Origin of the sequence: Rhodobacter sp. NTK016B (genome assembly GCF_017303295.1) — a bacterium.
Classification (GTDB): Bacteria; Pseudomonadota; Alphaproteobacteria; order Rhodobacterales; family Rhodobacteraceae; genus Pararhodobacter.
In genome coordinates this window covers 114,860-141,465 of record NZ_JAFKOK010000009.1, presented here as the reverse complement: position 1 = coordinate 141,465, position 26,606 = coordinate 114,860, and the positions used below count along the sequence as shown (strand labels likewise).

The window sequence follows — 26,606 nt, the reverse complement described above, 5'->3', positions numbered from 1 at the left end:
TCAGGCGGACTCGCCCAGCACGCGGCGCACCTCGGCCAGCGAGGTCTGACCTTCGGCCACCAGCGCCAGCGCCGATTGCATCAGCGAAGGCCGCTCACCCGCCGCTTCGCGCAGGCGGACTTCCGAGGCATCGGCATCGATGGCGGCGCGCATCTTCTCGTCGATTTCCAGAATGTCATAGACGCCGACCCGGCCGGAAAAACCGGTGCTGTCGCAGGCCTCGCAGCCCTGCGCGTGGTGGATCTGCGCGGGGACGGGGGTGTTTTGCAGCCGGAACAGCGCGGCTTCCTCGGGCGTCGGCGCTTCTGCACGGGCGCATTTCGGGCAGAGCCGCCGCACCAGCCGCTGGGCCAGAACGCCACGCAGCGTGGCCGAGATCAGATAGCCTTCGACGCCCAGTTCACGCAGGCGCACCACCGCCGACAGCGCGGTATTGGCGTGCAGCGACGAGAAGACGAGGTGCCCGGTCAGTGCCGCTTCGCTGGCGGTCTGCGCGGTTTCGCTGTCGCGGATCTCGCCCACAAGGATCACGTCGGGGTCCTGACGCAGGATCGAGCGCAGGCCGCGCGCGAAGGTCAGGCCGATATCGGGATTGACCGGGGTCTGGCTGATGCCGGGCAGATCGTATTCGACCGGGTCTTCGACCGTCAGGATCGTCCGTTCGCGGCGGTCGGCCAGCCTGAGCAGGGAATAGAGCGTCGTGGTTTTCCCCGAGCCGGTCGGCCCGGTGGCCAGGATGATCCCGTTGGGCAGGGCCGCGAGCCGGTTCAGGCGCGCCGCGTTCTCGGCCGACAGGCCCAGCCGGTCGAGTTCCATCAACCCGCCTGAACGGTCCAGAAGACGCATCACCACCCGTTCGCCGTGATGGCCGGGCAGGGTCGACAGACGCACGTCGATCGCCCGCCCGCCCAGCCTGAGCGCGATGCGCCCGTCCTGCGGCAGGCGCGTCTCGGCGATATCGAGACCGGACATGACCTTGAGCCGCGACACGACGCGCTTGGCGGGCACGTCGCGGCGGTCAAAGACGGTCTGCATCGTGCCGTCGATCCGTATCCGCGCCCGCAGGCCGGATTCGTGCGGCTCGAGGTGAAGGTCCGAGGCCGCGCCGCGAACCGCTTGCCGCAACAGCTGATTGACCAGCCGGATCACCGGCGCGTCGTCAGGGTCTTCGAGAATATCGCGCGCGGTCTGCTTGGTGTTGTCTTCCAGGTCGAAGGCGACTTCCTCGCCCTCCTCGGTGCCGGAGTCGTAGAGCCGCGACAGGCGGTGCTGAAACGTATCCTGATCCAGCATGTCGGGGGCCAGCGGCGCGCCCGCCGCCCGGCGCGCCGCGCGCAGCCCGTTCATCGTGGCTTCAGGCCCGGCAAGCAGCATCGCGTCGTCCAGCGCGACCTGATTGTCGCGGGCAAAGGCAAGGGGAAGCCGCGCCCCGCTCATTGCCCGACATCGACGTTCAGCCGCGGCGGCAGCGGCGGGAACAGACGGTCGCGAACGGCCCGATCGACATAGGTCTGGTCGAAGGGCTGGTTCAGATCGACGCCGTCAAAGGGAAATCCGGTGCGGCGTACCTCGGGATACAGCCCGGCATTCGAGCGTGGCATGATCTGGCGGCTTAGGGCTTCGCCTTCGCGCGCGATCTCGCGGGTGATGCGCTCGGCTTCGGTTTCGTTATGGACGACACGCGGGCGCAGCATGATCAGCAGCACGCGCTGGCCTTCCTGCACCGAGCGGCCACGGAACAGCTGGCCGACCACGGGAATGGCGCTGAGCCCCGGCACGCGCTGGTTCTGCGAGGTCGAATTGTCCTCGATCAGGCCGCCGAGGATGATGACTTCTCCATCCCCCACTAGCGCATTGGTCGACAACCGGCGCCGTGCCGTGATCTCGCCCCCGGCGGCCGAGGTCGAGCCGGTCAGGTTCGACACTTCCTGCGCAATCGCCATACGCACGGTCGCGTCATCGGTGATCTGCGGCGTGACCGTCAGCGTCAGACCCACATCCTGCCGTTCGATGGTCTGGAACGGGTTTTCGGCCGAGCCGCCTTCGGTGGTAGAGTACTGCCCGGTCACGAAGGGCACGTTTTGTGCCACGACGATTTCGGCTTCCTGATTGTTCAGCGTCAGCACGGCGGGGGTCGAAAGCAGCCGCGTCGTGCGTTCGCGGGCGATGGCGGTGATGAGGGCGGCGAAATTGCCGTCATTATAGCCGATGAACCCGCCATTGCCCGGACTGGGCGTGCCGCCCCCCATGGCCGAAGCGATCAGCGTGATCAGCGACGAGCGTCCGTCCATCGAAAACGACGTGCCGCCGCCGATGGCCTGATTGAGAAGCCCGCCGAACTGCACCGACAGGTCGCTGAAATTCTCGGCCGAGATTTCGAAGATCACGGCTTCGATCAGCACCTGAGAGGGGCGCACGTCGAGGGACTGGACGGCACGGGCGATTGACTCGATCCGTTCGCGCGGGGCGGTGATCAGCAGGGAATTCGATTGCGGTTCGGCCACCACGGTGACGCCATTGGTCGAGCCTTCGCCCTCACCGCCGCCGCCCATGGATTCGCGCACCACGTCGGCCAGTTCGCTGGCCTGCGCATAGTTCAGCCGCACCACGCGCGAGGTCGGGCCGACCTGCGGGCGGTCGAGCTGCAACACAACGCTGCGGACCCGGTCGCGGAATTCCGCCGGGCCCGAGACGACGATGGCATTACCGCCCGCATCGGCGGCGATGCTGCCTGCGCCGGTGGTCGAGGGCAGGGCGGTCTGCAGCACGCCGATCATCTCGGACGCGACGGCATGGTTCAGGCGGATCGTTTCGACCGAGCGGTTGCTGGCCTGCCCCAGCCGGGCGATCAGTTGCTCGATCCGGCCAATATTCTCGCGCCGGTCGGACAGGATCAGCAGCCCGGCCGACGGGACGGGCGTCAGGATCGCTTCGGGCGGGACGAGGGGCTGGACGACCTCGAACACCTCGGCGAGGTCTTCGGTCGCGACGGGGATCACCCGCGTCACATAGGCGCCGCCCGCGCGACCGCCTGCCGTGCCGGGCGCAAGACCGGGCGCCGCGCGCATCGGCACGATACGGTCGATGCCTTCGCCCTCGACAATCGTCAGGCCGTTGAGTTCCAGCACGTTGAGAAAGATCTCGTAGCTTGCCGCAGGGGTCACCGGCACCGGGGCAAAGACCGAGACCGTGCCCTGAACCTGCGGATCGACCAGAAAATTGCGGTTGGTCTGTTCGCTGACCAGCTGGATATAGCTGCGCAGGTCCACGTCGCGCAGGTCCAGCCGGATCTGCGCGCGGACCGCCCCCGTGACCGAGGTCATCACGAGGACAGCGACAAGGAGAAGGGCGGCAAGTCGTTTCATGGCGCGATTGTTTCCGTATCCTCGGCAGCGTCAACGTGAATGGGCAGGTTTCCGCAAAAAATCAACGACCGATGCCGAAACGCCGACTATCCGGAGGCAGCGACGGCCCGGCATCGGGATACCCGCCATACTCGCCCTCGTTTGGGCCGCTGGGGCCATCATAGGGGGGCGCGCTCTGCGCATAGGGATCTTGGGCATAGGGGTCTTGCGCATAAGGATCCTGAGCATAGGGATCCTGGGCGTAAGGGTCCTGTGCGTACGGGTCTTGCGCATAAGGGTCCTGACCCGACGGGTCGCGGCCATAGTTTTCGCCCCGCCCGAACGGATCGCGCCGGTCGCGCCCGAACGGGTCGCCGCCTGAGCCGCCCGGGCCGTCATAGGGTTCGGACAGGTCGATCGAGCGCGAGGCGCCGGGCGGGCGGCGATCCAGCCGGGGGCGCGGTTCTTCGAAGCGCGATACGTCGACCGTGGCGGAATTCTCGGCGAAATCGATGATCTCTTGTTCTCCGTACACGTCGATCACCAGCCCGTCGCGGGTCACGGCAAGGATCTCGAACCCGTCGGGCAGGATGTCGCCCTGGCGATAGATTTCCATCCCGTTGCGGCCCTCGACCAGCGCGAAGGCGTCGCCCTCGGCATCGTCGACGATCAGGCCGCGCAGGCGGATGGTCGACAGATCGACATTGTCGCGCGGATCGGGGGGCGGCGGCGCTTCGGGCTGGGGGAGCGCGGCGACGGGGGGGGCGACAGGGGCTTCGGGCAGCGTGCCGAAAAGCGGCGACCACCCGGTTTCGGCGATGGGCGCCTGTTCAGGATCGGCCACGCGCGCAGCGGGGGCGGCAGCGACATCGGCGATGGCTGGCAGGGGTTGCACATCCGGGGCCGGCGCGAAAAGCGCCAGCGCGGCAAGGCCAAGGCCGAACCCCGCCACCGCGCCCGCCGGAAGCAGCGCCAGCGCCGACGCCCGTCCACCAGCGGCGCGTGGCGACAAGGCAGCCCGTGCGGTCCCGGTGGCGATACTCATGCGCGATTAATCCCTTTTGTCCCCAACACCTTCTCCCCGAAGCCGGTTCTTTGCCGATGGCGCCGTGTCCGTTGCGACCGGGGGGGAGCCATTTGATAACCGGGGGGTGTTTTTCTGGACTTTATCAGGCGCGCTGCGTAGAATGAAATCACAAAAGCAGGTGAGAGTAGTGGCAATCAGCGTCCCCTCCAGAAGCGTTCGGCTGGCCTTGTGTTCGGTTCTCGCTCTCGCCAGTTGCGAGGCGGCGGGCACCATGGCCGGGGGCGGTCCGCAATCCGATTACCTCGTGGCGCGGCAGGCTCTCGAAACCGGCAATTACGACACCGCGATCCGGCATTACGCCCGGCTGATCGAAAGCGTCGATGCCAATTCGGCGGCGCGGCTGCAGCTGGAATATGCGCACGCGCTGCTGCGTGCCAATCAGTATTTTCAGGCGATCACCGTGGCCGATGTGCTGATCCAGCGGCATGAAGGGTCGATCCAGGCCTCGGCTCTGGCCGTTCGGGGCACCGCGCGCCACGAAGCCGCGCGCGAGCGTCTGGCGGCGGGGCTGCACGATGCCGATACGCGCGCGCTGCTCATCTCGGCCCAGACCGACATCAGCGCCTTTGTCGCGCGTGAGGGAACTCTGGACAGTACCGGCTCGATGCGGGCACGTGCGAACCTGATCGCGCAGGATCTGCAGTCGGTCTGAGCACACAGCCTGTGGTCGTGCGGACGGGCAATTGCGCCCTTCCAATCCCAAAGTATCCTTAAAATGATGTAATTCTTGCCGAACTTTAGCCGTGTTCCGGCACCAGCTTAGCGTCGCGATTAAGGCGTATCTGGTGACAAGGGTAACGGTATGACGGCAATTTTTGCGAACGCCATCCGGCGGGCCACCTTCGGTGGTATGGCATGTGTGGCTCTTGGCGCCGCGACGCCGGCGCTGGCGGGAACCGAGCTGCTGGGCGGCGGATATCTGGTCTCGCGCAACAGCGCCTGCGAGCAAAATGGCTGGGGCGGCGTTCATCAGGTTCTGGCCCGGTTCGAGCCGCAGGGCGCATGGGGCAACCAGCCTGACATCTCGCAGATGTCGCTGCTTTTCGGCACCGGGACGATCGCCTTCACCTTCAACAATAACGGGCGCTATCGTTCGACGCAGGTGATCGAAAGCGCCACCTATGTCTGGAACGGTCCTTACAGCCCCGAAGAGCCGACCATGTCGTTCAGCTGGTACTATTACGGTGATATTCCGGGCCGCTGGGACCGTGAGCTGGATCAGTTGATCCTCGAATTCTCGAATTTCAATGAGCACGAAGGTTGCGAGATGATCGCCTACCTGTCGCTGCATCGCAACTGACCCTCAGCAAGGAACCGAGACGATGATCCGACTGATCCGATTCACCCTGTTTCGTTTCGCCCCGGTGGCGTTCCTGCTGGCGGCTGTCATCGCCAGCCCCGCGCGGGCCGAATTTACCGGCGGCGGCTATATCACCGATGCCTGGGGATGCGAGGATTACGGCTTCCCGACCCAGACCGAGATGGTCCGTGCCCGATACTCCGCCCGTGAAATCGATGGCGGCGCCAGCGAACTGGTGCTGAACTTTGCGGTCGGCGGGGCGAATATCCTGCGCGTCTGGAACGAACTGGATCCCGGCAATGGCTGGATGCGGGCTTATGGCAACGTGGTCTGGGGGCGGATGTACAGCATGGGGCCGCAAACCTGGGTCCGCGTGCTGGCGCGCGAAGGGGTGCCTTTTGCAAGCACGACCTTCGACGAACACAGCGAGCATATCCGCCTGCGTCTGCGGATCACCAATTTCAACGGGATGCGCGGCTGCGGCGTGACCGTGACGCTGATGCTGAACAACTGGACCAACAATATCTGATCCGGGCGGAACACCGGCCTGAGGAACAAGAAAGGGCACCTTGCGGTGCCCTTTGTCACATCCGGTTCAGGCGGCGGCGGGCCTGCGGATCTGTCCGGCGGCTTCCAGAACCAGCGGGTCGAAGCCCTCGGCGCCCGCGTCTATCAGTTGGAAGAATTCGCGGCGCATCCGCGGCTCCCAGAAATCGTTGATATGCGCGGCAAGGCCCGAGACGCCTTCGTCATGCGGCTTCGAGGCCATGAAGGCGGCGATCTGGTTGGCCATGCGGACGATCTTGTCAGCGGACATGAGGTTCCCTCGTCTGAATACGGTCGGAATGCGTGAATAGCTCGAAACGGTCGGGCCGGGCCTGGGCGATCAGGGTGATCCCCGATTGCTCGGCAAGGTCCACGGCGGCGGCGGTCGGCGACGACACGGCAATGATCATCGGCGCACCGATCGCGGCCACTTTCTGCACGAGGTCGATGGAAACGCGCGAGGTCAAAACCACCGCGCCCGAGGCCGTGGGCTGCGTCCCGGTTCGCATCAACGCGCCCGCGAGTTTGTCGAGCGCGTTGTGCCGCCCGACATCTTCGCGCGCGGCAATCACCCGCTCGCCGTCCCAGAACGCCGCGCAATGGGCGCTGCGGGTGACGTCGTGCAGCGCCTGCTGGCGGGGCAGGGCGTCGATGGCGTCGTTTACCTGCGCGGGAGTAAGCCGGAAGCTGCCATGAGCCACCGGGGTCACGTCGCGCATCGCCTGTTCAAGACTGTCGATGCCGCACAGCCCGCAGCCCACCGGCCCCGCCATGACGCGGCGGCGCTCGGTCAGGCGGGCCTCGGCGTCGGCCGTGACCCACAGTTGAACGTCGAGGCCGCGCTCGGTCTCGACGACGTCGATGCTTTCGATCTCGTCGGGCCGCGCCAGCCCTTCGGTCAGCGCGAAACCATAGGCGAAATCGGCCAGATGGTCGGGCGTCGCCATCATCACCGCCTGTGTGGTGCCGTTGAAGGTCAGCGCGACGGCGACCTCATCGGGCAGCACCCGGTCGCCCGGCACGATATCCGTGCCGAACGCCAGACGGGGACGGGGGCGGGCGCCCTGCATGGCCTCACTCGGCCGCCGGCAGGATGCGACGCGCCTGCTCGGCCTGCGCGGCGTAATCTTCCTGCCATTGCGACGGACCGTTCGACGGGCTGACCTGCACCGCCGTCACCTTGTATTCCGGGCAGTTGGTGGCCCAGTCCGAGAAATCGGTGGTGACGACATTGGCCTGCGTGTCGGGGTGGTGGAAGGTCGTGTAGACCACCCCCGGCGACACCTTGTCGGTGATCGTCGCGCGCAGCGTGGTTTCCCCCGAACGCGACGCCAGCCGGACGTAATCGCCATCGCGGACGCCGCGATTTTCGGCGTCATGCGGATGGATCTCGAGCACGTCCTGATCGTGCCAGACGACGTTGTGGGTGCGCCGCGTCTGGGCGCCCACATTGTACTGGCTAAGGATCCGGCCGGTGGTCAGCAGCAGCGGGAAGCGGGGCCCGGTCTTTTCATCCGTCGCCACGTATTCGGTGCGGATGAACTTGCCCTTGCCGCGCACGAAGCCGTCGATATGCATCGTCGGCGTGCCCTCGGGCGCCTTCTCGTTACAGGGCCACTGGATCGAGTTCTTTTCCTCGAGCAGCTCGTAGCTCACCCCGGCAAAGGACGGGGTCAGCATCGCGATCTCGTCCATGATCTGGCTGGGATGGGCGTAGTTCCAGTTGGCCCCCATTGCCTGCGCGAACATCTGGGTGACTTCCCAGTCGGCATAGCCGTTCTTCGGCGCCATCACCTTGCGCACGCGGTTGATGCGGCGCTCGGCATTGGTGAACGTCCCGTCCTTTTCAAGGAAGGTCGAGCCGGGGAAGAACACGTGCGCGTAGTTCGCCGTCTCGTTCAGGAACAGGTCATGCACGATCACGCATTCCATCGCGGCCAGACCGGCGGCGACGTGTTTGGTGTCGGGATCGGATTGCAGGATGTCCTCGCCCTGGCAATAGAGCCCCTTGAAGGTGCCCTCGACCGCGGCGTCCAGCATGTTGGGAATGCGCAGACCCGGTTCGTTGTCGATCTGCACGCCCCAGGTGTCTTCGAAGAGGTTGCGCACCTCGTCGAGCTTCACGTGGCGATAGCCCGGCAATTCGTGCGGGAACGACCCCATATCGCACGAGCCCTGCACGTTGTTCTGACCGCGCAGCGGGTTCACGCCGACGCCCGGACGACCGATATTGCCGGTCAGCATGGCGAGGTTGGCGATGCCGATAACGGTGGTCGACCCCTGGCTGTGCTCGGTCACGCCGAGCCCGTAATAGATCGCCGCGTTACCGCCCTTGGCATAGAGCCGCGCGGCTTCGCGCAGGGTCTGGGCGGGGACATGGGTCAGCGCTTCGGTCGCTTCGGGCGAATGGCGCGGATCCGAGACGAAATCGGCGTAATCCTGGAACTCGTCCCAGTCGCAGCGTTCGCGGATGAAGGCCTCGTCCATCAGGCCCTCGGTCACGATCACATGCGCCAGCGCGGTCACGACGGCCACGTTGGTGCCCGGACGCAGCGGCAGGTGATGCGCCGCTTTGACATGCGGCGCTTCCACCGTCTCGGTGCGGCGCGGGTCGATCACGATCAGCTTCGCGCCGTTGCGCAGACGCTTCTTCATGCGGCTGGCAAAGACCGGGTGCGCGGCGCTCGGGTTGGCACCGATCACCATGATCACGTCCGAATCCTCGACCGAGTCGAAGTCCTGCGTGCCGGCCGAGGTGCCATAGGTCTGGCCCAGACCGTAACCGGTGGGCGAGTGGCAGACACGGGCGCAGGTATCGGTGTTGTTGTTCTGGAACACCGCGCGGGTCAGTTTCTGAACCAGATAGGTCTCTTCGTTCGTGCAGCGCGACGAGGTGATGACGCCGACCGACTGGCGGCCATGCTTGTCGATCAGGCCCTGCATCCGCTTGGCGGCGAAGGACATGGCCTCTTCCCACGACACTTCTTTCCACGGGTCGGTGACCTTGTCGCGGATCATCGGGTTCAGGATACGTTCCTTGTGCGTGGCATAGCCATAGGCGAAGCGGCCCTTGACGCAGCTATGACCACGGTTGGCCTTGCCGTCCTTGTGCGGCACCATGCGAACGAGTTCGTCGCCGCGCATTTCCGCTTTGAACGAGCAGCCGACGCCGCAATAGGCGCAAGTGGTGATGACCGAGCGCTCGGGCGTACCGATCTCGACGACCGATTTCTCGACCAGCGTGGCGGTCGGGCAGGCCTGCACACAGGCGCCGCAGCTCACGCAATCCGAGCTGAGGAAGCTGTCGGCCTTGGTCCCCGCCGAAACGCGGCTGTCCCAGCCCCGGCCCTGAATCGTCAGTGCGAAGGTGCCCTGCACCTCTTCACAGGCGCGCACGCAGCGCGAGCAGACGATGCATTTGGACGGATCGTAGTCGAAATACGGGTTCGACGTGTCCTTGGCCATGTATTGCGGGTTGGCGTGGCCGTTATTGCGCGGACGGAAATGGGTATCCATCGCCTCGTAGCGCACGTCGCGCAGACCCACGGCGCCTGCCATGTCCTGCAGCTCGCAATCGCCATTGGCCGCACAGGTCAGGCAGTCCAGCGGGTGATCCGAGATGTAAAGCTCCATCACCCCTTTGCGCAATTGCTTGACCGTTTCGGTCTGGGTGTGGACGTTCAGCCCCTCGGCAACCGGCGTGGTGCACGAGGCGGGCGTGCCGTTGCGCCCGTCGATCTGCACAAGGCACAGACGGCACGAGCCGAAGGCGTCGACGCTGTCGGTGGCGCAGAGTTTGGGGATCTGGATCCCGGCCATCGAGGCCGCGCGCATGATCGAGGTGCCCTCGGGCACGGTGACCTCGAAACCGTCGATGGTCAGCGTGACCTGCTTCTCGGATTTCGACGCGGGCGTGCCGTAGTCACGGTCGTCCCAGGGAATGATGAAGTCCTTCATTGGGCTTTCCTCCCGTTCGAGGTGGCTGCAGGCTTCGGTTGGCGGTTCAGGATCAGTTCGGATTTAAGCCATTCCACGAGGTCGTTCTGCCGGGTCATTCGGCGGCCTCCTTCGCGGTGGCGAAATCGTCGGGAAAATGGGTCAGCGCCGACATCACCGGATAGGGCGTGAAGCCCCCCAGAGCGCAGAGCGAGCCCGATTTCATCGTGTTGCAAAGGTCCGCGACCAGCGGGATCCCCGAGGGATCCCCCGCCGCCACACGGTCCAGCGTTTCGACGCCGCGCACCGCGCCGATCCGGCAGGGCGTGCATTTGCCGCAGCTTTCGATGGCGCAGAATTCCATCGCGAACCGGGCCATTTTCAGCATGTCGACGCTGTCATCGGCGATGGTCAGGCCGGCATGGCCGATCAGGCCGTCCTTGGCCGCGAAGTCTTCATAGGTGAAGGGCGTATCGAACAGCGCGGGCGGGAACCACGCACCCAGCGGGCCGCCGACCTGCACCGCCTTGACCGGACGGCCCGAGGCCGTGCCGCCGGCGATGTCCTCGACGATCTCGCCCAGCGACAGGCCGAACGCGGTTTCGAACAGACCGCCGTATTTCACGTTGCCTGCGATCTGCAGAGCCATCGTGCCGTGCGAACGGCCCATGCCGTAATTCTTGTAGAACGCCGCGCCGCGATCCATGATTACCGGCACCGAGGCCAGCGAGATCACGTTGTTGACGACCGTGGGCTTGCCCATGAAGCCTTCGAGCGCCGGAAGCGGCGGCTTCGCACGCACCACGGCGCGCTTGCCTTCCATCGAGTTCAGAAGGCTCGTTTCCTCGCCGCAGACGTAAGCGCCCGCGCCCACGCGGACTTCCATGTCGAAGCTGTAATCGGACCCCATCACGCGCGGGCCGAGAATGCCTTCGCGGCGCGCGATCTCGATCGCCTTCTGGAACTGGCTGATCGCGATCGGGTATTCCGAGCGGGTATAGATGTAGCCTTTGGTGGCCCCCACCGCGATGCCGGCGATGGCCATGCCTTCGATCAGGGTGAAGGGGTCGCCTTCCATCAGCATCCGGTCGGCGAAGGTGGCGCTGTCGCCCTCGTCGGCATTGCAGACGATGTATTTCTGCGGACCGGCGGCGTCATGCACCGTCTTCCACTTGATGCCGGTGGGGAAGCCCGCGCCGCCCCGGCCACGCAGGCCGGAATCGGTGACTTCCTGCACGATCTCGGCAGGCATCATCGACAGCGCGCGCTTGAGACCCTTCAGCCCGTGATGCAGTTCGTAATCATGCAGCGACAGCGGGTCGATGACACCGCAGCGCGCGAAGGTCAGGCGCGTCTGGCGCACCATCCACGGCAGTTCTTCGGTCAGGCCAAGGCATTTGGCGTGGCTTTCCAGCCCGTCGAACAGCGCGGGCACCTCGCCCGGCTCCATCGGACCAAAGGCCAGACGGCCGTCATCGGTGGCGACTTCGACCAGCGGCTCAAGCCAGATCATGCCGCGCGAGCCGTTGCGCACGATGGTGACATCGACGCCGCGCTTGGCGGCTTCGGCGCTGATCGCGTCGGCGACGTCATCGGCACCCAGGGCGACGGCGGCGGAATCGAGGGGGACCCAGATCTTCATCAGCGCGCTCCCTCAAGGATCTTGTCCAGTTTCGCCGCATCGGCGCGGCCCACCAGCTTGCCGTTGACCATCGCCGCCGGCCCACAGGCGCACAGGCCCAGACAGAACACCGGTTCCAGCGTGATCGCGCCGTCTTCGGTCGTATCATGCCAGTCGATGCCCAGCTTTTCGCGCGTCTGGTCGGCCAGCGCGTCGGCGCCCACCGATTTGCACGCCTCGGCGCGGCACAGCTTCAGCACCGTGCGGCCCGCCGGGTTCTCGCGGAAATCGTGGTAGAAGGACATCACGCCATGCGCTTCGGCACGGCTGATGTTCAGGTCCTGCGCGATGATCGGCAGCGCCTCTTGCGGGACATGGCCGAAGGCTTCCTGCACGGCATGCAGAATCGGCAGCAGCGGACCCTCGATGCCGCGATGGGCGTTCAGGATTTCGCTCAGGGTTTCTTCGCCTGCGGCGTCAAAGGCGGGTGTGGCTGGCATGTGGCTCCTCCGACCGGATTGCGGGTTTCCTACCGGGAAAGCGATTGCCAATCAAATTGTGAATTCCGTGGTTTGATAGATGGCGTCTATCGAAACCGTCAGGCGAGGCTCTCGACGAAGGCGTCGAGCAGCAAGGTGCGGCGACCGACCGGCGGCAGTATGAAAGCGACATCCGAAATCCCGCCCACCGCGCCGGTCAGCGGGATACAGGCCAGATCGCGCCCCTGCGCGTAGAATTGCGCGGTGCTGAGCGGCAGGACGGTCGCGGTGTGGCGGTCGGTAATGTGGCTGATCAGCGCCAGAATCGAGTTCGATTCGATGCGAGGCGCGGCGGAAATCTTGCTGCGCACAAGGTTGCGGTCGATGATTCGGCGGTTTTGCATGTCCGGCGTCAGCAGGCACAGCGAGAATCCGTCAAGCTCGGCCCAGTCGATGCTGGCGGGCTGGCCGGGATGGGCTTTCGTCACCAGCGCATAGCTTTCCGCGTAAAGCGGCAGCGTCTTGAAGCCGGGCAGCCGGTCTTGCGGCTGGTCGCCCCGGGCATAGGACAGGCCCGCGTCGATTTCGAACTCGGCCAGCCGCTCAAGGATCTCGTGGCTGTTGAGCGACAGGATCTGCAGCCGCACGCCGGGATGATCGGCGAGAAACGGCTGCGTCAGATCGTGGACCGAGGCCAGCGCCGTCGGGATCACGCCCAGCCGCAGCGTGCCCGCGAACCCTTCGCGCGCGACCGTGACGTCGGATTTCAGCGCGCGCGCCTCGGCGACGATGGTTTTCGCGCGCGCAAGCACGCGCTCGCCCTCGGGCGTGAGGCCGATGAACCGTGCGCCGCGCTGCACAAGCTGCGCGCCCAGTTGCTGCTCAAGCGACTTGATGGCCGAAGACAGCGTGGGCTGCGTGACGTGGCAGACTTCGGCCGCGCGTCCGAAGTGGCGTTCGCGCGCCAAAGCAATAAGCATTTCAAGCTTGTCGATCATGTGTTTAGCATGCTCCAAACTGAGAGCGGCGGAAAGTGCGCAGATACCCGCGCACCATGGTTTTCCCGCCCTGCCAATGGACTAGGTGGGGTATGGGAGAAAAAGGAGGGTTGCATGCACATCGAACCGTTCGGGGTCGAGATCTGGATGAACGAGTGGGAAACCAAGTGCGACTGGAACCTTGCCGAGACCTGCGTGCAAAGCCTGAGCCTTGGCGAATTGCTCGAACTCACCGGCACCAACGCGGATGCGCTGGCCGAGCTTCTGCCGATGCGCATGACCTATGGCGATATCGAGGGGTCTGAACGCCTACGCCACGCCATTGCCCGGCTCTATGCGCAGCAATCGCCAGACCGGATCATTGTGACCCACGGCACGATCGGGGCCAATATGCTGGTGCACAAGGCGCTGGTGGGGCGGGGTGACCGGGTGGTGTCGATCGTGCCGACCTATCAGCAGCATCATTCGATTCCCGAAAGCCTCGGCGCCGATGTGCACTTACTGTCCCTGCGGGCCGAGGATGGCTGGCTGCCCGATCTCGACCGTTTGCGTGATCTTGTCGTGCCGGGCACGAAGCTGATCGCGCTGACCAATCCCAACAACCCGACCGGCGCGCTGATCCCGCGTCCGATGCTTGACGAGATTGCTGCCATCGCCCGCGAGGCTGGCGCCTATGTGCTGTGCGACGAGGTCTATCGCGGCACCGATCAGGAAGGCGACGGGCGCAGCGCGTCGATGGCCGATCTCTATGAAAAGGGGATCTCGACCGCTGGCATGTCCAAAGCCTTTTCGCTGGCCGGGCTTCGGCTGGGCTGGATCGCCGCGCCGCGCGAGGTGATCGCGGCGGTGTCGATCCACCGCGATTACGACACGATCAGCGTGGGCCGGATTGACGACCATTTCGCCAGCGTCGCGCTGGAAAATGCCGAAAGGGTTCTTGCCCGCTCGCAACAGATCACGCGCATCAATCTGCAGATCCTGTCGGATTGGATCGACCGTGAGCCGCTGCTCGACTGGGTGCCGCCGCGCTCAGGCACAACCGCGTTCGTGCGCTACGATCTGCCGCTGACATCTCGCGAATTCTGCATCGACCTGCTTGAGGAAACGGGCGTGATGTTCACGCCCGGCTCGGCGCTGGGGGTCGAGGGGTATCTGCGCATCGGCTACGCCAATGCCACCGATATCCTGCGCGAAGGGCTGGCGCGGACCAGTGCGTTTCTGGCCCGCAGGCCGCGTCCGGGAACGATTTACGCCGCCTGATTTCTCAGGCGGCGCAAGAGATGTCAGTCAGCGTCAGGTTCAGGCCGCGACCCGCCGGGTCGTCAGCGCGGCGGCGGCGCTGAGGAAGGCCAGAATACCGCAGCCCGCGATGACGCTGAGCATGCTGACGGCCGAGTTCTCAAGGAACAGGCTGGTGACGGCGATCATCAGCCCGCCGGTCAGCATCTGCACCGTTCCCCCGATCGAAGCGGCCAGCCCCGCGATATCGGGATGCGGGTCCATCGCCATCGCCATCGTGGTCGGCAGCGCCAGACCAAGGCAGGCATTGGCCACGAACAGCCCGCCCACGACCATTGGCAGCGAGGCAAAGCCCGCCCAGCCGATCAGCGCCAGCAGCACCGTCGCCGCCGCGAAGCCGCTGATCGCGCCCGAGATCACGCGCTCAAGCCCGTACCGGCCCGACAGGCGGCCCGAAAGTTGCGAAGCGCCGAAGAAGCCCACCGCATTGATCGCGAAAGCCAGCGAGAAGCCGGTGGGCGACAGGCCGAATTCGCGGGTATAGACGAAGCTGCCCGAGGCGAGGAAGACAAAGAAGCTGGCCATGCCGAAGCCGCCGATCATCGTCAGGCCAAGGAAGGTCCGGTCCGTCAGTAGCCGCCGCGCGCCCGCCCAGATCGCCCGCATCCGCACCGGCTGGCGCCGCTCGGCGGGCAGGCTTTCGGGCAGCACGAAGAGGATCAGCAACAGGCTCAGCACCGAGGCCCCGGCGAGCACGCCGAAGATCTCGCGCCAGCCGCCGAAGGTCATGACGATCGAGCCGGTGAGCGGCGCCAGCATCGGCGAGACCGAGATCACGATCATGATCGCCGACATCATCCGCGCGGCATCGGCGCCCGAGGCCATGTCGCGGATGACCGCGCGGGGCACCGTCATCAGCGTCGCCGCCCCCAGCGCCTGCAGCGCGCGCGCGCCGATCAGCGTGCCGATATTGGGGGCCATCGCCGCAAGGACCGAGGCCACGAGGAAGATCGACACGCCGATCACCAGCGGGCGCTTGCGACCCAGCGCGTCGGACATCGGGCCATAGATCATCTGCGCGATCCCGAAGACCAGGAAGTACGCGGTCAGCGTCAGCGCGGCCCCGGCTTCGGTCGTGCCGAGATCGGTGGCGACCTGCGGCAGGGCAGGCAGGTACATGTCGATCGCAAAGGGACCGACAGCGGCGAGAAGGCCAAGCAAAAGGGCCATGCGGAAACGGGGATCGCGCATCGGGAAACCTGTGGATCTGTCAAAATAGGGAAACCCGCGCGCGAGGGCGCCCGGGCAAGGGTCCGGGGAATATCGTTTGCATGTGAAACAAGTCAAGGCAGCAGCAGCCGATTTCGCGACACCATAGCGCGAAGGCGACATCTGTGCCGGCCGGGCTCCGCGTTGCGGCCTTCGGATGCGTCGCGCGGGCGGCGTGATGTCAGGCGCTTACCCCGCCGTTTCGGCGCCGAAATAGGCCTGATCCAACAGCTTCGGATCCTCGACCAGCCGGGCCGAGGGACCCGAAAAGCGCGTTGTTCCGCTGCGCAGGATCACCGCATCCTCGCAGACTGACAGCGCCATGTCGGTGAATTGCTCGATCAGCAGGATGCCCACGCCGCGCGTTTTCAGATCCGCAACGAAGCCCATCAGCCGCTTGACCACCAGCGGCGCCAGTCCCAGCGACATCTCGTCGATCAGCAGATAGCGCGGGCGGCACATCATGGCGTGACCCAGCGCCAGCATCTGTTGCTGCCCGCCCGACATGGTTCCGGCAAGCTGGCCCTTGCGTTCGGCCAGTTCGGGAAACAGCGCATAGGTATCGGCCAGCGTCTGCGCCAGCCCGTCCGGCAGGATCGACCCGGCCGCGCGCAGATTGTCGTCGACGCTGAGCCTTGTGAGCACGCGATGCCCCTCGGGCACCGCCGCCACGCCCGCCCGGCGGATCACATCGGGCCCGGCGCCGGTCAGATCGGTGCCATCGGCGCTGAAGCGGCCCGCCGTCACCGGCATCATCCCCGCCAGTCCGAGAACCAGCTCGGACTTACCCGCGCCGTTGGCACCCAGCACCGCCACGGCCTTGCCCGGCTCGATGGTGAAAGACGCATCCCGCACCACTTTGCGACTGCCCGACGAGACATCGAGTGATCGGACCTCAAGTGCCATGCTCACACCTCCTCGGTTCCCAGATACGCGGCTTTGACCTTCGGGTCGGCCAGCACATCGGCCGTGGGGCCAAAGGCGATGCGGCGACCGAAATCCAGCACCAGCGTGTCCTCGCAGACCTCGCGGATCAGCTCGACATCGTGGTCGATGACCAGCGTCTGTGCGCCCGTCGCCGCGTGAATCCGCCGGATCAGCGCGCCCAGTTCACGCGATTCATCGACCGACATCCCGCCCGCCGGTTCGTCGAACATCACCACGCGCGGCTTGCCCACCATGCATTTCGCCACATCGGTCAGCCGCCGCTCGAAGCCCGACAGATCCGCGCCGATCTTGCCTGCGCGCCCTGCCATGCCGACCAGATCGAGCATCCGCTCGACCTCGGCGCGCTTTTCGGCCATGGGCGTGCGGGAATTGTCGATCTGCACCAGCACGTTTTCGAAGACGGTCAGGTCGTCGGCGATCTCTTCCTTCTGGAAACTGCGCCGCAGCCCCCAATGCGCGCGCCGGTGCGGGGCGAGCCGCAGCAGATCCTGCCCGTCGCGCGAGACACTGCCGCCCGAGGGCTGCACGAAGCCCGACAGCACGTTCATCAGCGTGGTCTTGCCTGCGCCGTTGGGGCCGATGATACCGTTGACCGGTTTGTCGAACCGGGCCGAGACATCGTTGAGCGCAACCACACCGCCGAAGCGCACGGTTATCGAGGATATCTCAAGCATCGGCCCGCTCCTTGCGCCGGGAAAGGCCCTTGACCGCGCCCATGATCTGACCGGCGATGCCGTCGGGTGCGGTGATGACCGCGTGCAGCAGGCCGGCGCCGAAGATGATATAGGCAAGATCGGCATCGACGCCCCAATTGTTCAGCAGGGGCGGCAGTACCTTGTAGAGAAGCGCCGCCACGACCGCCCCCTGCCAGTAGCGCGCGCCCCCCACTACGGCGAGCGCGAAGACCAGCACGCTTTCAGAGGCCCGGAACGTGCCGTCATCGAGCAGCCCGAGCGACCCCGCAAGCAGCGCGCCCGCGCCGCCGCCCAGCAGGCCCGCGATGCCGAAGGCCCATGTCTTGTAGAGCGTGACATTGACGCCCGCCGCCATTGCCGCTGCTTCCGAGCGCCGGATCAGCGCCCAGGCGCGGCCCGGTTGCAGGCGGCGGTGCAGTTCGATCAGCAGGAAGCCCAGCACCGCGCAGGCGATGACATAGCGCAGATAGGCCTCGGGCGATTGCGCGATCCACGGGCGGCGGAACGCCTCGCCCGATCCGGTCTGGACGCCCCAGAACCCGTCGCCGCCATTGGGGAACTGAAACGTGGCAAAGATGATCTCCAGCCCGCCCGCCGCCATCAGTGTCACAAGCGCCAGATAAAGCCCCCGCATCCGGAGCGCGGGCAGGGCGAGGATCCAACCGAAGACCATCGTCGTCAGCGCGGCCAGCGCCATGTTCACCTCAAACGGGAAATCGAACGCGTAGTTCAGGCGTAGCGCGACCCAGCCGCCCACGCCCATCAGCCCCACCTGCGTCAGCGATACCATGCCGAGGCGCGCATACATGAAGGCGACACCCGCGATGGCGATGGTAAAGCACCCGGCCGAGGTAAAGACCGACAGCCAGAAGCGCGACGAAATCGACGGCAGGATCACGATCGCGAAGGCCGCGAGCGCCAGCCCCGCCCAGCCAGACCGGGTGATGCGAAAAAGGCTTCTGTCCATGTCAGTCCCTCCCGCCGAAGGTCAGCCGCGACCCGCGCTGGTACCAGAGCAGGACCAGAGCGGCGATCACGAAGGGCGCGATGGGACGGACCCCGCGCAGCATCGGTGACATTGTCAGCATGTTCTCGATCACGCCCATCGACAGCCCGCCCAGCAGCACCACGGTCAGGTTCTCAAGCCGACCGCAGATCGCCGCGGCGATGGACGGGATGACCATGAAGGTGATGATTGTGGGCTCAAGCCGGATCAGGTCGGCAAACATCAGCCCGGTGAACCCTGCCAGAAGCCCCGAGATCCCCCAGGCGATGGTCTCGACCCGCAGGATCGGGATGCCCATCAGCGCGGCGAGGTCGCGGTCATTGGCCAGCGCGCGCATCTGCAGGCCGATCTGCGTGCGGGCAAGGAACAGCCAGATGCCGACGACGATGCCGATCGAGGCGAAGAAGACCAGCAGCCGCGTCGCGGTCACGCGCATGCCCAGAATGCGCACGCCGATGGCATCGGTCGGCAACGAGATCGAGCGCGGATCGTCCACCCACAGAAAGCTCACCGCCCCGAGGATGATCAGCGCGAAGCCCAGCGTGGCGACTGCCTTGACCACCGTTTCCCGCCACGCCAGACGCGGCGCGATCAGGCGGCCATAAAACAGCGTGATTGCCAGCGCGACGGCAAGGCAGGCGATCCAGCTGATCGGATCCCAGACGCCCCAATCGGTCAATTGCCACGCGGTCATCGCCCCGGCCGCGCCCGCCGCCCCGCCCGCGAAGTTCAAGACACCCGTGGCGCGGTAGAGCACGACGATGCCGATGCCGCCGAGGGCATAAAGCGAGCCCACCGCGAGGCCCGAGGCGATGAACAGCCCGATCATCTGCGGGCGTCCGCCCCAGCCGAACCAGCCGATGATCAGCGCCATCAGCACGGCCCAGAGAATCCAGTTGCCAAATCGTGCGATCGTCATAGAAATCCTGCCCGGTCAAAAGGATCCCCGCCGCGGGTCACGCGGCGGGGACAGGCACTCAGTTCAGGCCGAGCTCGGCTTCAAGCGCGCGGTGCGGTTCGAAATACGGGCTGTCGTATTCGTAGCATTCGCGCACGATCTCGAAGCTGCCGCCGGTGATCTGCACCATGTAGCCGGCATGGTTGGGCATGTGGAAATCGGCATCGCCGACATAATACGGCCCGCACATCAGGTCCGACGTATAGCCCGAAATGCCACGGATCGCGTCCGATACCGCCGCGCGGTCGTCAAGCTGCGCGGGATCCATCTCGAGCATGGCATCGACGAAAAAGCGCGCCGACAGATAGCCCGCCTGCCCGAACGTATCGCGCGGGTCGTCGTCATTGCCGTATTCGTCCAGCACCGCGACCCAGTTCTGCGCGTCGGGACCTTCAAGGTTCAGCGGCGCCAGCTCGGCATTGACGTAGACATGGCCGTCCCAGTAATCGCCCACCGCTTCGGGGACCGACAGGTCGTAAAGCGGCGTCGGGGCGATCCAGATGAACTGGTCGCGCAGATCCTGTTCCTCGGCTGCCGACAGGATCGCCAGCGCGATGCCCGCAGGCTGGTTGATGAGGATCGTGTCCGCGCCCGAGGCCATCGCTTCCAGCAGCGCCGAGTTCACGTCCGGCGCGCCCGGATTGATCAGGACCGAGGTTCCCTGCAGCCCGCGCGACTCCATGAAGTCGTTGACTGCGCCGCATGACCAGATCCCGTTATTGGGGATGTTGAGACCGATACAGGCGGTATGCGTCGCGCCCAGCTCTTCGACCGCGTATTGCGCGGCCCCCAGATTCGAGGGCAGCGGCCCCTGATTGGTCGAGACGATATTGGGCGTCTCGAAACACTCGGAAATGGCGCAGGCCGAGGCCATGACCATGATCCCGGCCTCTTCATAGGTATTGGCGTTGACGGCCATCTCGATGAAGCTGCCATTGCCGACCATCGCCACGGTAGGCGTGTCGTTGACCAGAAGGGCTGCGGCCTGCGCGGCGGATTCCGGGTTCCACTGATCGTTCTCGACGCGGTAATCGATAGGACGGCCATTGATGCCGCCATTGGCGTTGACGCAGGCGAAATAGGCGGCGGCGGAATCGGTGGACGACGACCAGTCGCCCGGCGCCGCGTCGCCGTAGATGCCGCCGACGATGATCGGATCGCCGGTCGCCGCTTCGCCGGTATTCATGCCGCAGCTTGCCTCGGCCATGGCCTGTCCGGCCATAGTCAGGGTCACGAGGGCTGTGGCCACCCCCAAGGTCTTTCCGTAGCGCATGTCTCTCCTCCTCCGTGGACGTGCAGCGGGATTTTGTCGGGTCTTCTTATACGGTCCCGGATGCTCCCATCATCCGGGGCCTTGGCTTCGTCCCGCGCGGCTTGCGAACGACGCGGAACAAAGGAGCGGGGCGAAGGATCGCCGTCATGGCATCACTCCGCAGCATGGGATTGCCGCGCCGACCGGTCGGCGCGGATCATGTCGGCGGCTTTCTCGGCGATCATGATCGCGGGCGCGTTGGTATTGCCCGACACGATGCGCGGCATGATCGACGCATCGACGACCCTCAGCCCCGAGATGCCGCGCACGCGCAGGGCCGGATCGACCACGGCGTCAGACCCGGTGCCCATCGCGCAGGTGCCGACCGGGTGGTAAACGGTGCGGGCATGCTGGCGCAGATAGGCGCGCAGGTCCGCGTCATCGGTGACCTGCGCACCGGGGATCACCTCGGTCAGGCCGTGGCGCGCCATCGGTTCCTGTTGCAGGATCTGGCGCGCAAGGGTGACGCCCTTTGCCAGCCGCGCGACATCGCTTTCCTCGCGCAGCAGGCCCAGATCGACATTCGGGCGCCCTTCGGTCCCTGAGCGCGTGACCGAGCCCCGGCTGTCGGGGCGCAGCACGCAGGTATGCAGCGACACGCCGTGACCCCATTCCATCATCCGGCCCCGGTGGCTTTTCAGGCCGGGGATGATGTGGAACTGGATGTCGGGGCGCGGCTCGGACGGCGAGCTGCGCACGAAGCCGCCCGCCTCGACCATGTTGGACGAAAACATGCCCCGCGACCGCGTCACCCAGTTGAGCAGGTCCATCGCCCGGCGCGGCAGGGCGGGCAGCGAAATGCCATAGGCCGCGCGGGTCCGGGTGCGGCAGATCACCATGCAATCCACATGGTCCTGCAGGTTGCGACCGACGCCCGGCAGATCGTGCAGCGGTGTCCCGCCCCAGCCCGCGATCTCGTCCGCAGGCCCGATGCCCGAGCGCAGCAGGATGTCGGGCGAGCCGATTGCCCCGGCTGACAGGATGATCTCGCCCGCCGCGTCGATCCGGACCGGCGTGCCATCGGCTCTGCGTCCGATGACACCCGTCGCGCGCTGCCCGACGAGGGCGATACGCTCGACTTCCAGCCCGGTCTCGATGTGCAGATTGGCGCGGTTGCGCACGGGATTGAGAAAGGCCGCGCCGGTCGAGTGCCGCTTGCCATCTTTCTGAGTTACCTGATACAGGCCCATGCCTTCGGGCTCGGGCGCGTTGAAATCGGCGCATCCGCGCAGCTGCATCTGCCCGGCGGCGGCAAGAAAATCATGGTCGATGGGCGAGGCATCGCGCAGGTTGGACACCGATAGCGGGCCGCCGCGCCCGTGATGGGCGTCATCCAGCGACGGGTCGGTATTGTCTTCGGACTTGCGGAAATAGGGCAGGACCGATGCGTAATCCCAGCCGGTGCAACCCATCGCCGCCCAGTTGTCGTAATCCGCCCGGTGGCCCCGGATATAGATCATCCCGTTGATCGCCGAGGAACCGCCCAGAACCCGACCGCGCGGGATCGAGACGCGGCGCCCGTCCAGCCCGTCCTGCGGGGTCGAGGCATAGAGCCAGTTGTGGCGCTTGTCCTTCGACAGGACCATTACCCCCAACGGCACGCGGATCAGCGGGCTGCGGTCTTTCGGTCCGGCCTCGATCAGGCAGACGCGGATGGCGGGGTCCTCGCTGAGCCGGTGCGCCAGCACGGCGCCCGACGACCCCGCGCCCACGATCACATAATCGAACTGTGACTTTTCACCCGCCAATGGGTCGGCCTCCGTTCGGCACCGGCACGCGGTGCCTTGTTTCGCACATACGCTTCCGATCGACGCCCGAATGCGGGGTCGGCGGTGACGTGATTTGCGAATTCCTCCCTGCCGCGCAGTATGTCGGCAGGCAGAGGCTAGAGGCGGACGCTTTGGTTTCTCTTTGGCAAAAATTGCTTCGTGAAGTAAGATGCTGATACGCAAGACGTTTCAACGGTTCGGGGGGAGGGGCCATGAACACGACGCCTGATTCGACACATGTTCAGGAAATCAACGCCGCCCTGTTTTGTGGGTTCGCCGATCATGACTTCATGGCCGACGCGCTGGTAAGCTGGCCCGAGGGGCGGCTTCTGATCAGCGATGATCCCGCTTTGCTGCCCGAGATCCCGGCCTCGCATCGCACGGGCTATGCGAAGCCGGGGCTGCAGATCCTGCCCTTCGACCCCGAGGACACGATTCAGCGCCTGCGCGATCTGCTGGCCGGGCAGGACGGTTTGCAGGCGGTTCTGGTCGATATGACCTGGGCGTCGATGGCGATGATGGGCGTCGCGGCGATCGAGCAATGGGGCAATGTGGCCGAGCGTATCAGCGCCGAAACCGGGCTTTCGGTGATCTCGCTCTACAACCGGCAACGGCTGATCGAAGAGCAGCTTCTCTCTGCGTTCCGGGCGCATCAGCATTTCCTCGCGCCGAGCGGGCTCTACGAAAATCCGTACTGGATGCCCCGCGAATTGCTGCACGAATCGACGCTGGATGAGCAACTTGGCTTCATGCTGGGCCGGGTGGTGCCCGACTTTGCGGGGCAGAGCTTTTTTCGCACGTTTGACAAGGCCGCCGCGCGCGGCGCCTCGCCCGACTGGCTGGACGACGCGGCGCCGCCGCTGGTCACGCAAGGGAATAGCGAGCGCTGGCATATCCATTGCCTCGGGCAGCTGCGCGTCTTCGTCGCGGGTCAGCACGAGGTAGACTGGCGCATCGCCGGCGGCGCCCCCAAGAAGACCAAGACACTCTTTGCCTATCTGCTGAACGCGGGCGAGAAGGGCGCGCATGCCGACCAGATCGGGGAATTGCTCTGGCAGGGCGACGAGACGGAAAAGACCAAGCGCGCACGGCTGCACCACACGGTCGCAATGCTGCGCAAGGTGCTGGGAAGCCGAGAGTCGGTCATCCGCACCGGCGATTACTACCGGCTGAACGCGCCGCCCGGCAGCCTTGTCGATATCACCACGTTCGAACAGCTCTGCCGCCGCGCGCTGTCGCTGGCCCGCCACGGCAAGGAGGATGCCGCGCTGGTCGTGTATTTCGAGGCCGAGCGGCTCTATGCGGGCGATCTGTTCGAAGACCTTCCGCTCGAATACCTCGCCACCGAGACCGAAGACTGGATCATGCCCCGCCGCACATGGCTGCGCGAGATGGCGATGCGGGTGCATTACGACCTGTCGAAACTTCTGCGCCGCTATCGCCGCTATGCCGAGGCGCTGGAATGGTCGCAGCGCGCCATCGCTATCGACCCGACCAGCGAGGCCGCCAATGCCGAGGCCATGCGCGTCTTCCACGCGATGGGGCGCCCGGACGCGATGCATCGGCAGTACCGGCAATACCGCAAGGCGATGTCCAATTTCGGAGAAGAGCACGAAGGCATTGAAATCAGGGCAGTTTATGACGAGCTGTGCCGCTCTTTGGACCGTCTGACGCCGGGCCAAAGAAAAACCAAAGAATTGGTCCTACGCTGATTCTCATGCTCGCCCCATGCCGGGATCGGTGTCAGGTTTGGCGAGCTTGGGAGGATATCGACATGGAAACGATGGACGGCATTTTGCCGTCGGACGGCTTTGATCCGTTCGACCTGAACCGGCCTCACGCCCGGTGGGAACAGTTCCGCAAGGAAGAACCGATTTTTTATCACGAACCCAGCGGTTACTGGGTCGTGTCCCGCTTCGACGACATCAAGGCGATCTTTGACGACTGGAAAACCTTCAGCTCGGAAAACGCGCAAAAACCGATGCGGCCGATGTCCGAGGCCGGTCGCCAGATCCTGAAGGATGGCGGCTTCACGGCCTATTCGGGCCTGACTGCCCGCGTGCCCCCCGATCACACCCGCATCCGCAAGGTTGCGCAATCGTGCTTCGGTCCGCGCCGCTTCAAGTCGATCGAGCCGCAGATCGAAGAGATCGTGAAAACCCATCTCGACAAGCTGGAAGATGCCGGTCGCAGCGGCAAGCCCGTCGATTTCTGGGATATCGTCGCCTATCCGGTGCCCGCGCATGTGCTGTTCACGCTGATGGGCATCCCTGACAAGGACGTGCCGAAGATCAAGCAATACGGCGCCAGCCGGGGCAAGATGACGTGGTCGGACCTGTCGGACGAAGAGATGATCCCGGTCGCGCATGACATGGTCGCCTATTGGAAATACATCCACGATCTTCTGGACATGCGCCGCGAAGAACCGGGCGACGATTTCCCCTCGGACCTGCTGCGGCTGCAGGCCGAAGGCGCCGATATCACCAACGAGGAAATCGCGGGCGTCCTGTACTCGACTCTGTTCGCGGGCCACGAGACGACCTCGACTTTCATGGGCAACTACGTCATCGCGATGATGCAGAACCCCGATGCGTGGGATGCGATCAAGGCCGATTCCGCGCTGATCCCCAACGCGGTCGAGGAAATGCTGCGCTACATGCCCTCGGTCGTGGGCTGGCGGCGCAAGGCGCGGACCGAAGCGGTGGTCGGCGGCGTGACGCTGCCTGCGGGCGCCGAGGTGCTGATGATTACCGGCTCTGCCAACCGCGACGAGACGCAATTCCCCGAGGGCGAAAAGCTTGACATCACCCGCAAGAACGCGCGGACGCATCTGAGCTTCGGCTACGGCATTCATTATTGCCTCGGCTTCCAGCTTGCGAAGATGGAAGGCGCGGTACTGCTGCGCCAGCTGTCCGAGCGTTTCCCCGACCTGCGCCTCGCCCCCGGATTCGAGGCCGAATACCATCGCAACATCACCTTCCGCGTTCCGACGTCGGTCATGGTGGAACTGGGTGCTTCTGCATGAAAACCGACGGAACCTATACGCTGAGTTTCGATCAGATCGGCAAGCACGATCTGGCGCGGGTGGGCGGCAAATGCTCGTCGCTGGGCGAGATGACGCAGGCCGGGGTCGCGGTGCCGCCGGGCTTCGCGGTGACCACTGACGGCTATCTGGCGATGCTTCAGCAGACGGGCCTCAGGGCCGAGATCGAGCGCCATCTGCAGGGTGTCGATCCCGAGGATTTCGACGCGCTCGACCGCGCCGCGCAGGCGATCCGCATCCGTATGCGCGGCCACAAGATCCCGGTCGAGGTCGAAGCCGCGATCCGCGAAGCCTATGCCTCGATGGGCGACGACATGCCCGTCGCGGTGCGCTCGTCGGCCACAGCCGAAGACCTGCCCGATGCCAGCTTCGCGGGCCAGCAGGACACCTATCTGTGGGTGCGTGGCGCAGACGCTGTCGTCGAGAAGGTGCGCGATTGTTGGGCTTCGCTGTTTGCGACCCGCGCCGTGGCCTACCGCGAGAAGAACAAGATCCCCCATGCCGATGTGAATATGAGTGTGGGCGTGCAGAAGATGGTTAATGCCCGCGCCGCCGGGGTGGCGATGTCGCTTGACCCGCTCAATGGCGACCGTACGCGGATCGTCATCGACGCCAGCTGGGGGTTGGGCGAGATGGTCGTTTCGGGCGTGGTGACTCCCGACAATTACAGCGTCGAGAAGGTGCTGATGGAGATCATCGACCGCAAGATCAGCGACAAGCATGTCGAGTTGATCGGCGATGCCGAGCGGGGCGAGACCGTCGAACGGGAGGTCGACGACGCGCGCCGCAAGACACCCAGCCTGACCGATGCGCAGGTGATCGCCGTCGCGCAGCTCGCCAAGCGGCTTGAGAAACAGAATGGCTGTCCGCAGGACGTGGAATGGGCCATCGACGCCGATCTGCCCGATGGCGAGAACCTGCTGGCGCTGCAATCGCGTCCCGAAACCATCTGGTCGCAGAAGAAAAAGGACAAACCCAAGAACCCTTACGCGACCGGGATGATGAGTATCGTCGGAACCTTGAACAACCCCTACGGCTCGAAGCGCTAAGCACGAG

The 26,606-nt window shown here is 65.4% G+C and carries 23 protein-coding genes; 7 read left to right on the top strand and 16 right to left on the bottom strand.

The genetic code is table 11. The features are described 5' to 3' along the window. The 3 genes from JI664_RS13395 to JI664_RS13385 form a co-directional block, all read right to left on the bottom strand. Complete coding sequence (locus tag JI664_RS13395) at positions 1-1,437, bottom strand: GspE/PulE family protein (RefSeq protein ID WP_207014259.1); 1,437 nt, start codon at positions 1,435-1,437, stop codon at positions 1-3. Beyond that, entirely contained in the window at positions 1,434-3,365 is a 1,932-nt protein-coding gene (locus tag JI664_RS13390) for a secretin N-terminal domain-containing protein (protein ID WP_207014258.1), read from the bottom strand. The genes JI664_RS13395 and JI664_RS13390 overlap by 4 nt, the downstream gene beginning before the upstream one ends. A gap of 61 nt (positions 3,366-3,426) precedes the next feature. Then, positions 3,427-4,389, bottom strand: coding sequence for a hypothetical protein (locus JI664_RS13385; protein WP_207014257.1), 963 nt, complete (start codon positions 4,387-4,389; stop codon positions 3,427-3,429). A gap of 169 nt (positions 4,390-4,558) precedes the next feature. On the opposite strand from JI664_RS13385, the gene JI664_RS13380 reads away from it, so the two are divergent. The 3 genes from JI664_RS13380 to JI664_RS13370 all read left to right on the top strand — a co-directional run bounded on the left by JI664_RS13380 (position 4,559) and on the right by JI664_RS13370 (position 6,260). Beyond that, on the top strand, positions 4,559-5,083 hold the full coding sequence (locus tag JI664_RS13380) for a tetratricopeptide repeat protein (RefSeq protein ID WP_207014256.1): 525 nt from the start codon (positions 4,559-4,561) through the stop codon (positions 5,081-5,083). A 150-nt stretch (positions 5,084-5,233) separates the two neighbouring features. Continuing rightward, entirely contained in the window at positions 5,234-5,731 is a 498-nt protein-coding gene (locus JI664_RS13375; RefSeq protein ID WP_207014255.1) for a hypothetical protein, read from the top strand. A gap of 22 nt (positions 5,732-5,753) precedes the next feature. Next, positions 5,754-6,260 (top strand): hypothetical protein, encoded by a 507-nt coding sequence (locus JI664_RS13370; RefSeq protein WP_207014254.1) that lies wholly within the window; start codon positions 5,754-5,756, stop codon positions 6,258-6,260. 66 nt (positions 6,261-6,326) lie between these two features. Here JI664_RS13370 and JI664_RS13365 read toward each other — a convergent pair whose 3' ends face one another. The 6 genes from JI664_RS13365 to JI664_RS13340 all read right to left on the bottom strand — a co-directional run bounded on the left by JI664_RS13365 (position 6,327) and on the right by JI664_RS13340 (position 13,311). Further along, complete coding sequence (locus JI664_RS13365) at positions 6,327-6,548, bottom strand: formate dehydrogenase subunit delta (protein WP_207014253.1); 222 nt, start codon at positions 6,546-6,548, stop codon at positions 6,327-6,329. Further along, the gene (gene fdhD, locus JI664_RS13360) at positions 6,538-7,347 is read right to left on the bottom strand and encodes a formate dehydrogenase accessory sulfurtransferase FdhD (protein WP_207014252.1); all 810 of its coding nucleotides are present in this window, start codon (positions 7,345-7,347) and stop codon (positions 6,538-6,540) included. Before fdhD ends, JI664_RS13365 begins: the two co-directional genes overlap by 11 nt. A 4-nt stretch (positions 7,348-7,351) precedes the next feature. Beyond that, a complete protein-coding gene (gene fdhF, locus JI664_RS13355; RefSeq protein WP_207014251.1) occupies positions 7,352-10,234 on the bottom strand; it encodes a formate dehydrogenase subunit alpha in 2,883 nt (960 codons plus the stop codon). A gap of 94 nt (positions 10,235-10,328) precedes the next feature. Next, positions 10,329-11,855: a formate dehydrogenase beta subunit gene (locus JI664_RS13350; RefSeq protein ID WP_207014250.1), complete on the bottom strand. Its 1,527-nt coding sequence runs from the start codon at positions 11,853-11,855 to the stop codon at positions 10,329-10,331. Next, on the bottom strand, positions 11,855-12,334 hold the full coding sequence (locus tag JI664_RS13345) for a formate dehydrogenase subunit gamma (protein WP_207014249.1): 480 nt from the start codon (positions 12,332-12,334) through the stop codon (positions 11,855-11,857). Before JI664_RS13345 ends, JI664_RS13350 begins: the two co-directional genes overlap by 1 nt. Before the next feature lie 98 nt (positions 12,335-12,432). Further along, positions 12,433-13,311, bottom strand: coding sequence for a LysR family transcriptional regulator (locus JI664_RS13340; protein WP_207014248.1), 879 nt, complete (start codon positions 13,309-13,311; stop codon positions 12,433-12,435). Positions 13,312-13,425: 114 nt separating this feature from the next. On the opposite strand from JI664_RS13340, the gene JI664_RS13335 reads away from it, so the two are divergent. After that, on the top strand, positions 13,426-14,571 hold the full coding sequence (locus JI664_RS13335) for an aminotransferase (RefSeq protein WP_207014247.1): 1,146 nt from the start codon (positions 13,426-13,428) through the stop codon (positions 14,569-14,571). A gap of 39 nt (positions 14,572-14,610) precedes the next feature. Here JI664_RS13335 and JI664_RS13330 read toward each other — a convergent pair whose 3' ends face one another. The 7 genes from JI664_RS13330 to JI664_RS13300 form a co-directional block, all read right to left on the bottom strand. Further along, positions 14,611-15,801, bottom strand: a complete 1,191-nt coding sequence (locus JI664_RS13330) for a multidrug effflux MFS transporter (protein WP_207014246.1) — start codon at positions 15,799-15,801, stop codon at positions 14,611-14,613. A 207-nt stretch (positions 15,802-16,008) separates the two neighbouring features. Then, the gene (locus tag JI664_RS13325; protein WP_207014245.1) at positions 16,009-16,725 is read right to left on the bottom strand and encodes an ABC transporter ATP-binding protein; all 717 of its coding nucleotides are present in this window, start codon (positions 16,723-16,725) and stop codon (positions 16,009-16,011) included. Between the two features lie 2 nt (positions 16,726-16,727). Next, entirely contained in the window at positions 16,728-17,441 is a 714-nt protein-coding gene (locus JI664_RS13320) for an ABC transporter ATP-binding protein (protein ID WP_207014244.1), read from the bottom strand. Next, entirely contained in the window at positions 17,434-18,429 is a 996-nt protein-coding gene (locus JI664_RS13315) for a branched-chain amino acid ABC transporter permease (RefSeq protein WP_207014243.1), read from the bottom strand. The genes JI664_RS13320 and JI664_RS13315 overlap by 8 nt, the downstream gene beginning before the upstream one ends. Before the next feature lies 1 nt (position 18,430). Beyond that, positions 18,431-19,387 carry a branched-chain amino acid ABC transporter permease gene (locus JI664_RS13310; protein WP_207014242.1) on the bottom strand — a complete coding sequence of 319 codons (957 nt, stop codon included), beginning with the start codon at positions 19,385-19,387 and terminating at the stop codon, positions 18,431-18,433. Positions 19,388-19,445: 58 nt separating this feature from the next. Next, entirely contained in the window at positions 19,446-20,699 is a 1,254-nt protein-coding gene (locus JI664_RS13305; protein ID WP_207014241.1) for an ABC transporter substrate-binding protein, read from the bottom strand. 152 nt (positions 20,700-20,851) lie between these two features. Continuing rightward, positions 20,852-22,486, bottom strand: a complete 1,635-nt coding sequence (locus JI664_RS13300; RefSeq protein ID WP_207014240.1) for a GMC family oxidoreductase — start codon at positions 22,484-22,486, stop codon at positions 20,852-20,854. 233 nt (positions 22,487-22,719) lie between these two features. On the opposite strand from JI664_RS13300, the gene JI664_RS13295 reads away from it, so the two are divergent. From JI664_RS13295 to JI664_RS13285, 3 genes are all read left to right on the top strand, one after another. Continuing rightward, positions 22,720-24,219, top strand: coding sequence for a BTAD domain-containing putative transcriptional regulator (locus JI664_RS13295; protein ID WP_207014239.1), 1,500 nt, complete (start codon positions 22,720-22,722; stop codon positions 24,217-24,219). 62 nt (positions 24,220-24,281) lie between these two features. Further along, positions 24,282-25,532, top strand: coding sequence for a cytochrome P450 (locus JI664_RS13290; protein ID WP_286174081.1), 1,251 nt, complete (start codon positions 24,282-24,284; stop codon positions 25,530-25,532). After that, entirely contained in the window at positions 25,529-26,599 is a 1,071-nt protein-coding gene (locus JI664_RS13285) for a PEP/pyruvate-binding domain-containing protein (protein ID WP_207014238.1), read from the top strand. The genes JI664_RS13290 and JI664_RS13285 overlap by 4 nt, the downstream gene beginning before the upstream one ends. The last annotated feature ends 7 nt before the right edge of the window (positions 26,600-26,606 follow it).

Excerpts from the sequence above, each read along its gene's own strand:
- JI664_RS13370 (WP_207014254.1), top strand. The coding sequence starts at position 5,754 with ATGATCCGACTGATCCGATTCACCCTGTTTCGTTTCGCCCCGGTGGCG.
- JI664_RS13320 (WP_207014244.1), bottom strand. The coding sequence starts at position 17,441 with ATGCTTGAGATATCCTCGATAACCGTGCGCTTCGGCGGTGTGGTTGCG.
- JI664_RS13395 (WP_207014259.1), bottom strand. The coding sequence starts at position 1,437 with ATGAGCGGGGCGCGGCTTCCCCTTGCCTTTGCCCGCGACAATCAGGTC.
- JI664_RS13285 (WP_207014238.1), top strand. The coding sequence starts at position 25,529 with ATGAAAACCGACGGAACCTATACGCTGAGTTTCGATCAGATCGGCAAG.
- JI664_RS13340 (WP_207014248.1), bottom strand. The coding sequence starts at position 13,311 with ATGATCGACAAGCTTGAAATGCTTATTGCTTTGGCGCGCGAACGCCAC.
- fdhF (WP_207014251.1), bottom strand. The coding sequence starts at position 10,234 with ATGAAGGACTTCATCATTCCCTGGGACGACCGTGACTACGGCACGCCC.
- JI664_RS13345 (WP_207014249.1), bottom strand. The coding sequence starts at position 12,334 with ATGCCAGCCACACCCGCCTTTGACGCCGCAGGCGAAGAAACCCTGAGC.
- fdhD (WP_207014252.1), bottom strand. The coding sequence starts at position 7,347 with ATGCAGGGCGCCCGCCCCCGTCCCCGTCTGGCGTTCGGCACGGATATC.
- JI664_RS13385 (WP_207014257.1), bottom strand. The coding sequence starts at position 4,389 with ATGAGTATCGCCACCGGGACCGCACGGGCTGCCTTGTCGCCACGCGCC.
- JI664_RS13315 (WP_207014243.1), bottom strand. The coding sequence starts at position 18,429 with ATGGACAGAAGCCTTTTTCGCATCACCCGGTCTGGCTGGGCGGGGCTG.
- JI664_RS13365 (WP_207014253.1), bottom strand. The coding sequence starts at position 6,548 with ATGTCCGCTGACAAGATCGTCCGCATGGCCAACCAGATCGCCGCCTTC.
- JI664_RS13295 (WP_207014239.1), top strand. The coding sequence starts at position 22,720 with ATGAACACGACGCCTGATTCGACACATGTTCAGGAAATCAACGCCGCC.
- JI664_RS13325 (WP_207014245.1), bottom strand. The coding sequence starts at position 16,725 with ATGGCACTTGAGGTCCGATCACTCGATGTCTCGTCGGGCAGTCGCAAA.
- JI664_RS13310 (WP_207014242.1), bottom strand. The coding sequence starts at position 19,387 with ATGACGATCGCACGATTTGGCAACTGGATTCTCTGGGCCGTGCTGATG.
- JI664_RS13290 (WP_286174081.1), top strand. The coding sequence starts at position 24,282 with ATGGAAACGATGGACGGCATTTTGCCGTCGGACGGCTTTGATCCGTTC.
- JI664_RS13390 (WP_207014258.1), bottom strand. The coding sequence starts at position 3,365 with ATGAAACGACTTGCCGCCCTTCTCCTTGTCGCTGTCCTCGTGATGACC.
- JI664_RS13330 (WP_207014246.1), bottom strand. The coding sequence starts at position 15,801 with ATGCGCGATCCCCGTTTCCGCATGGCCCTTTTGCTTGGCCTTCTCGCC.
- JI664_RS13305 (WP_207014241.1), bottom strand. The coding sequence starts at position 20,699 with ATGCGCTACGGAAAGACCTTGGGGGTGGCCACAGCCCTCGTGACCCTG.
- JI664_RS13350 (WP_207014250.1), bottom strand. The coding sequence starts at position 11,855 with ATGAAGATCTGGGTCCCCCTCGATTCCGCCGCCGTCGCCCTGGGTGCC.
- JI664_RS13335 (WP_207014247.1), top strand. The coding sequence starts at position 13,426 with ATGCACATCGAACCGTTCGGGGTCGAGATCTGGATGAACGAGTGGGAA.
- JI664_RS13375 (WP_207014255.1), top strand. The coding sequence starts at position 5,234 with ATGACGGCAATTTTTGCGAACGCCATCCGGCGGGCCACCTTCGGTGGT.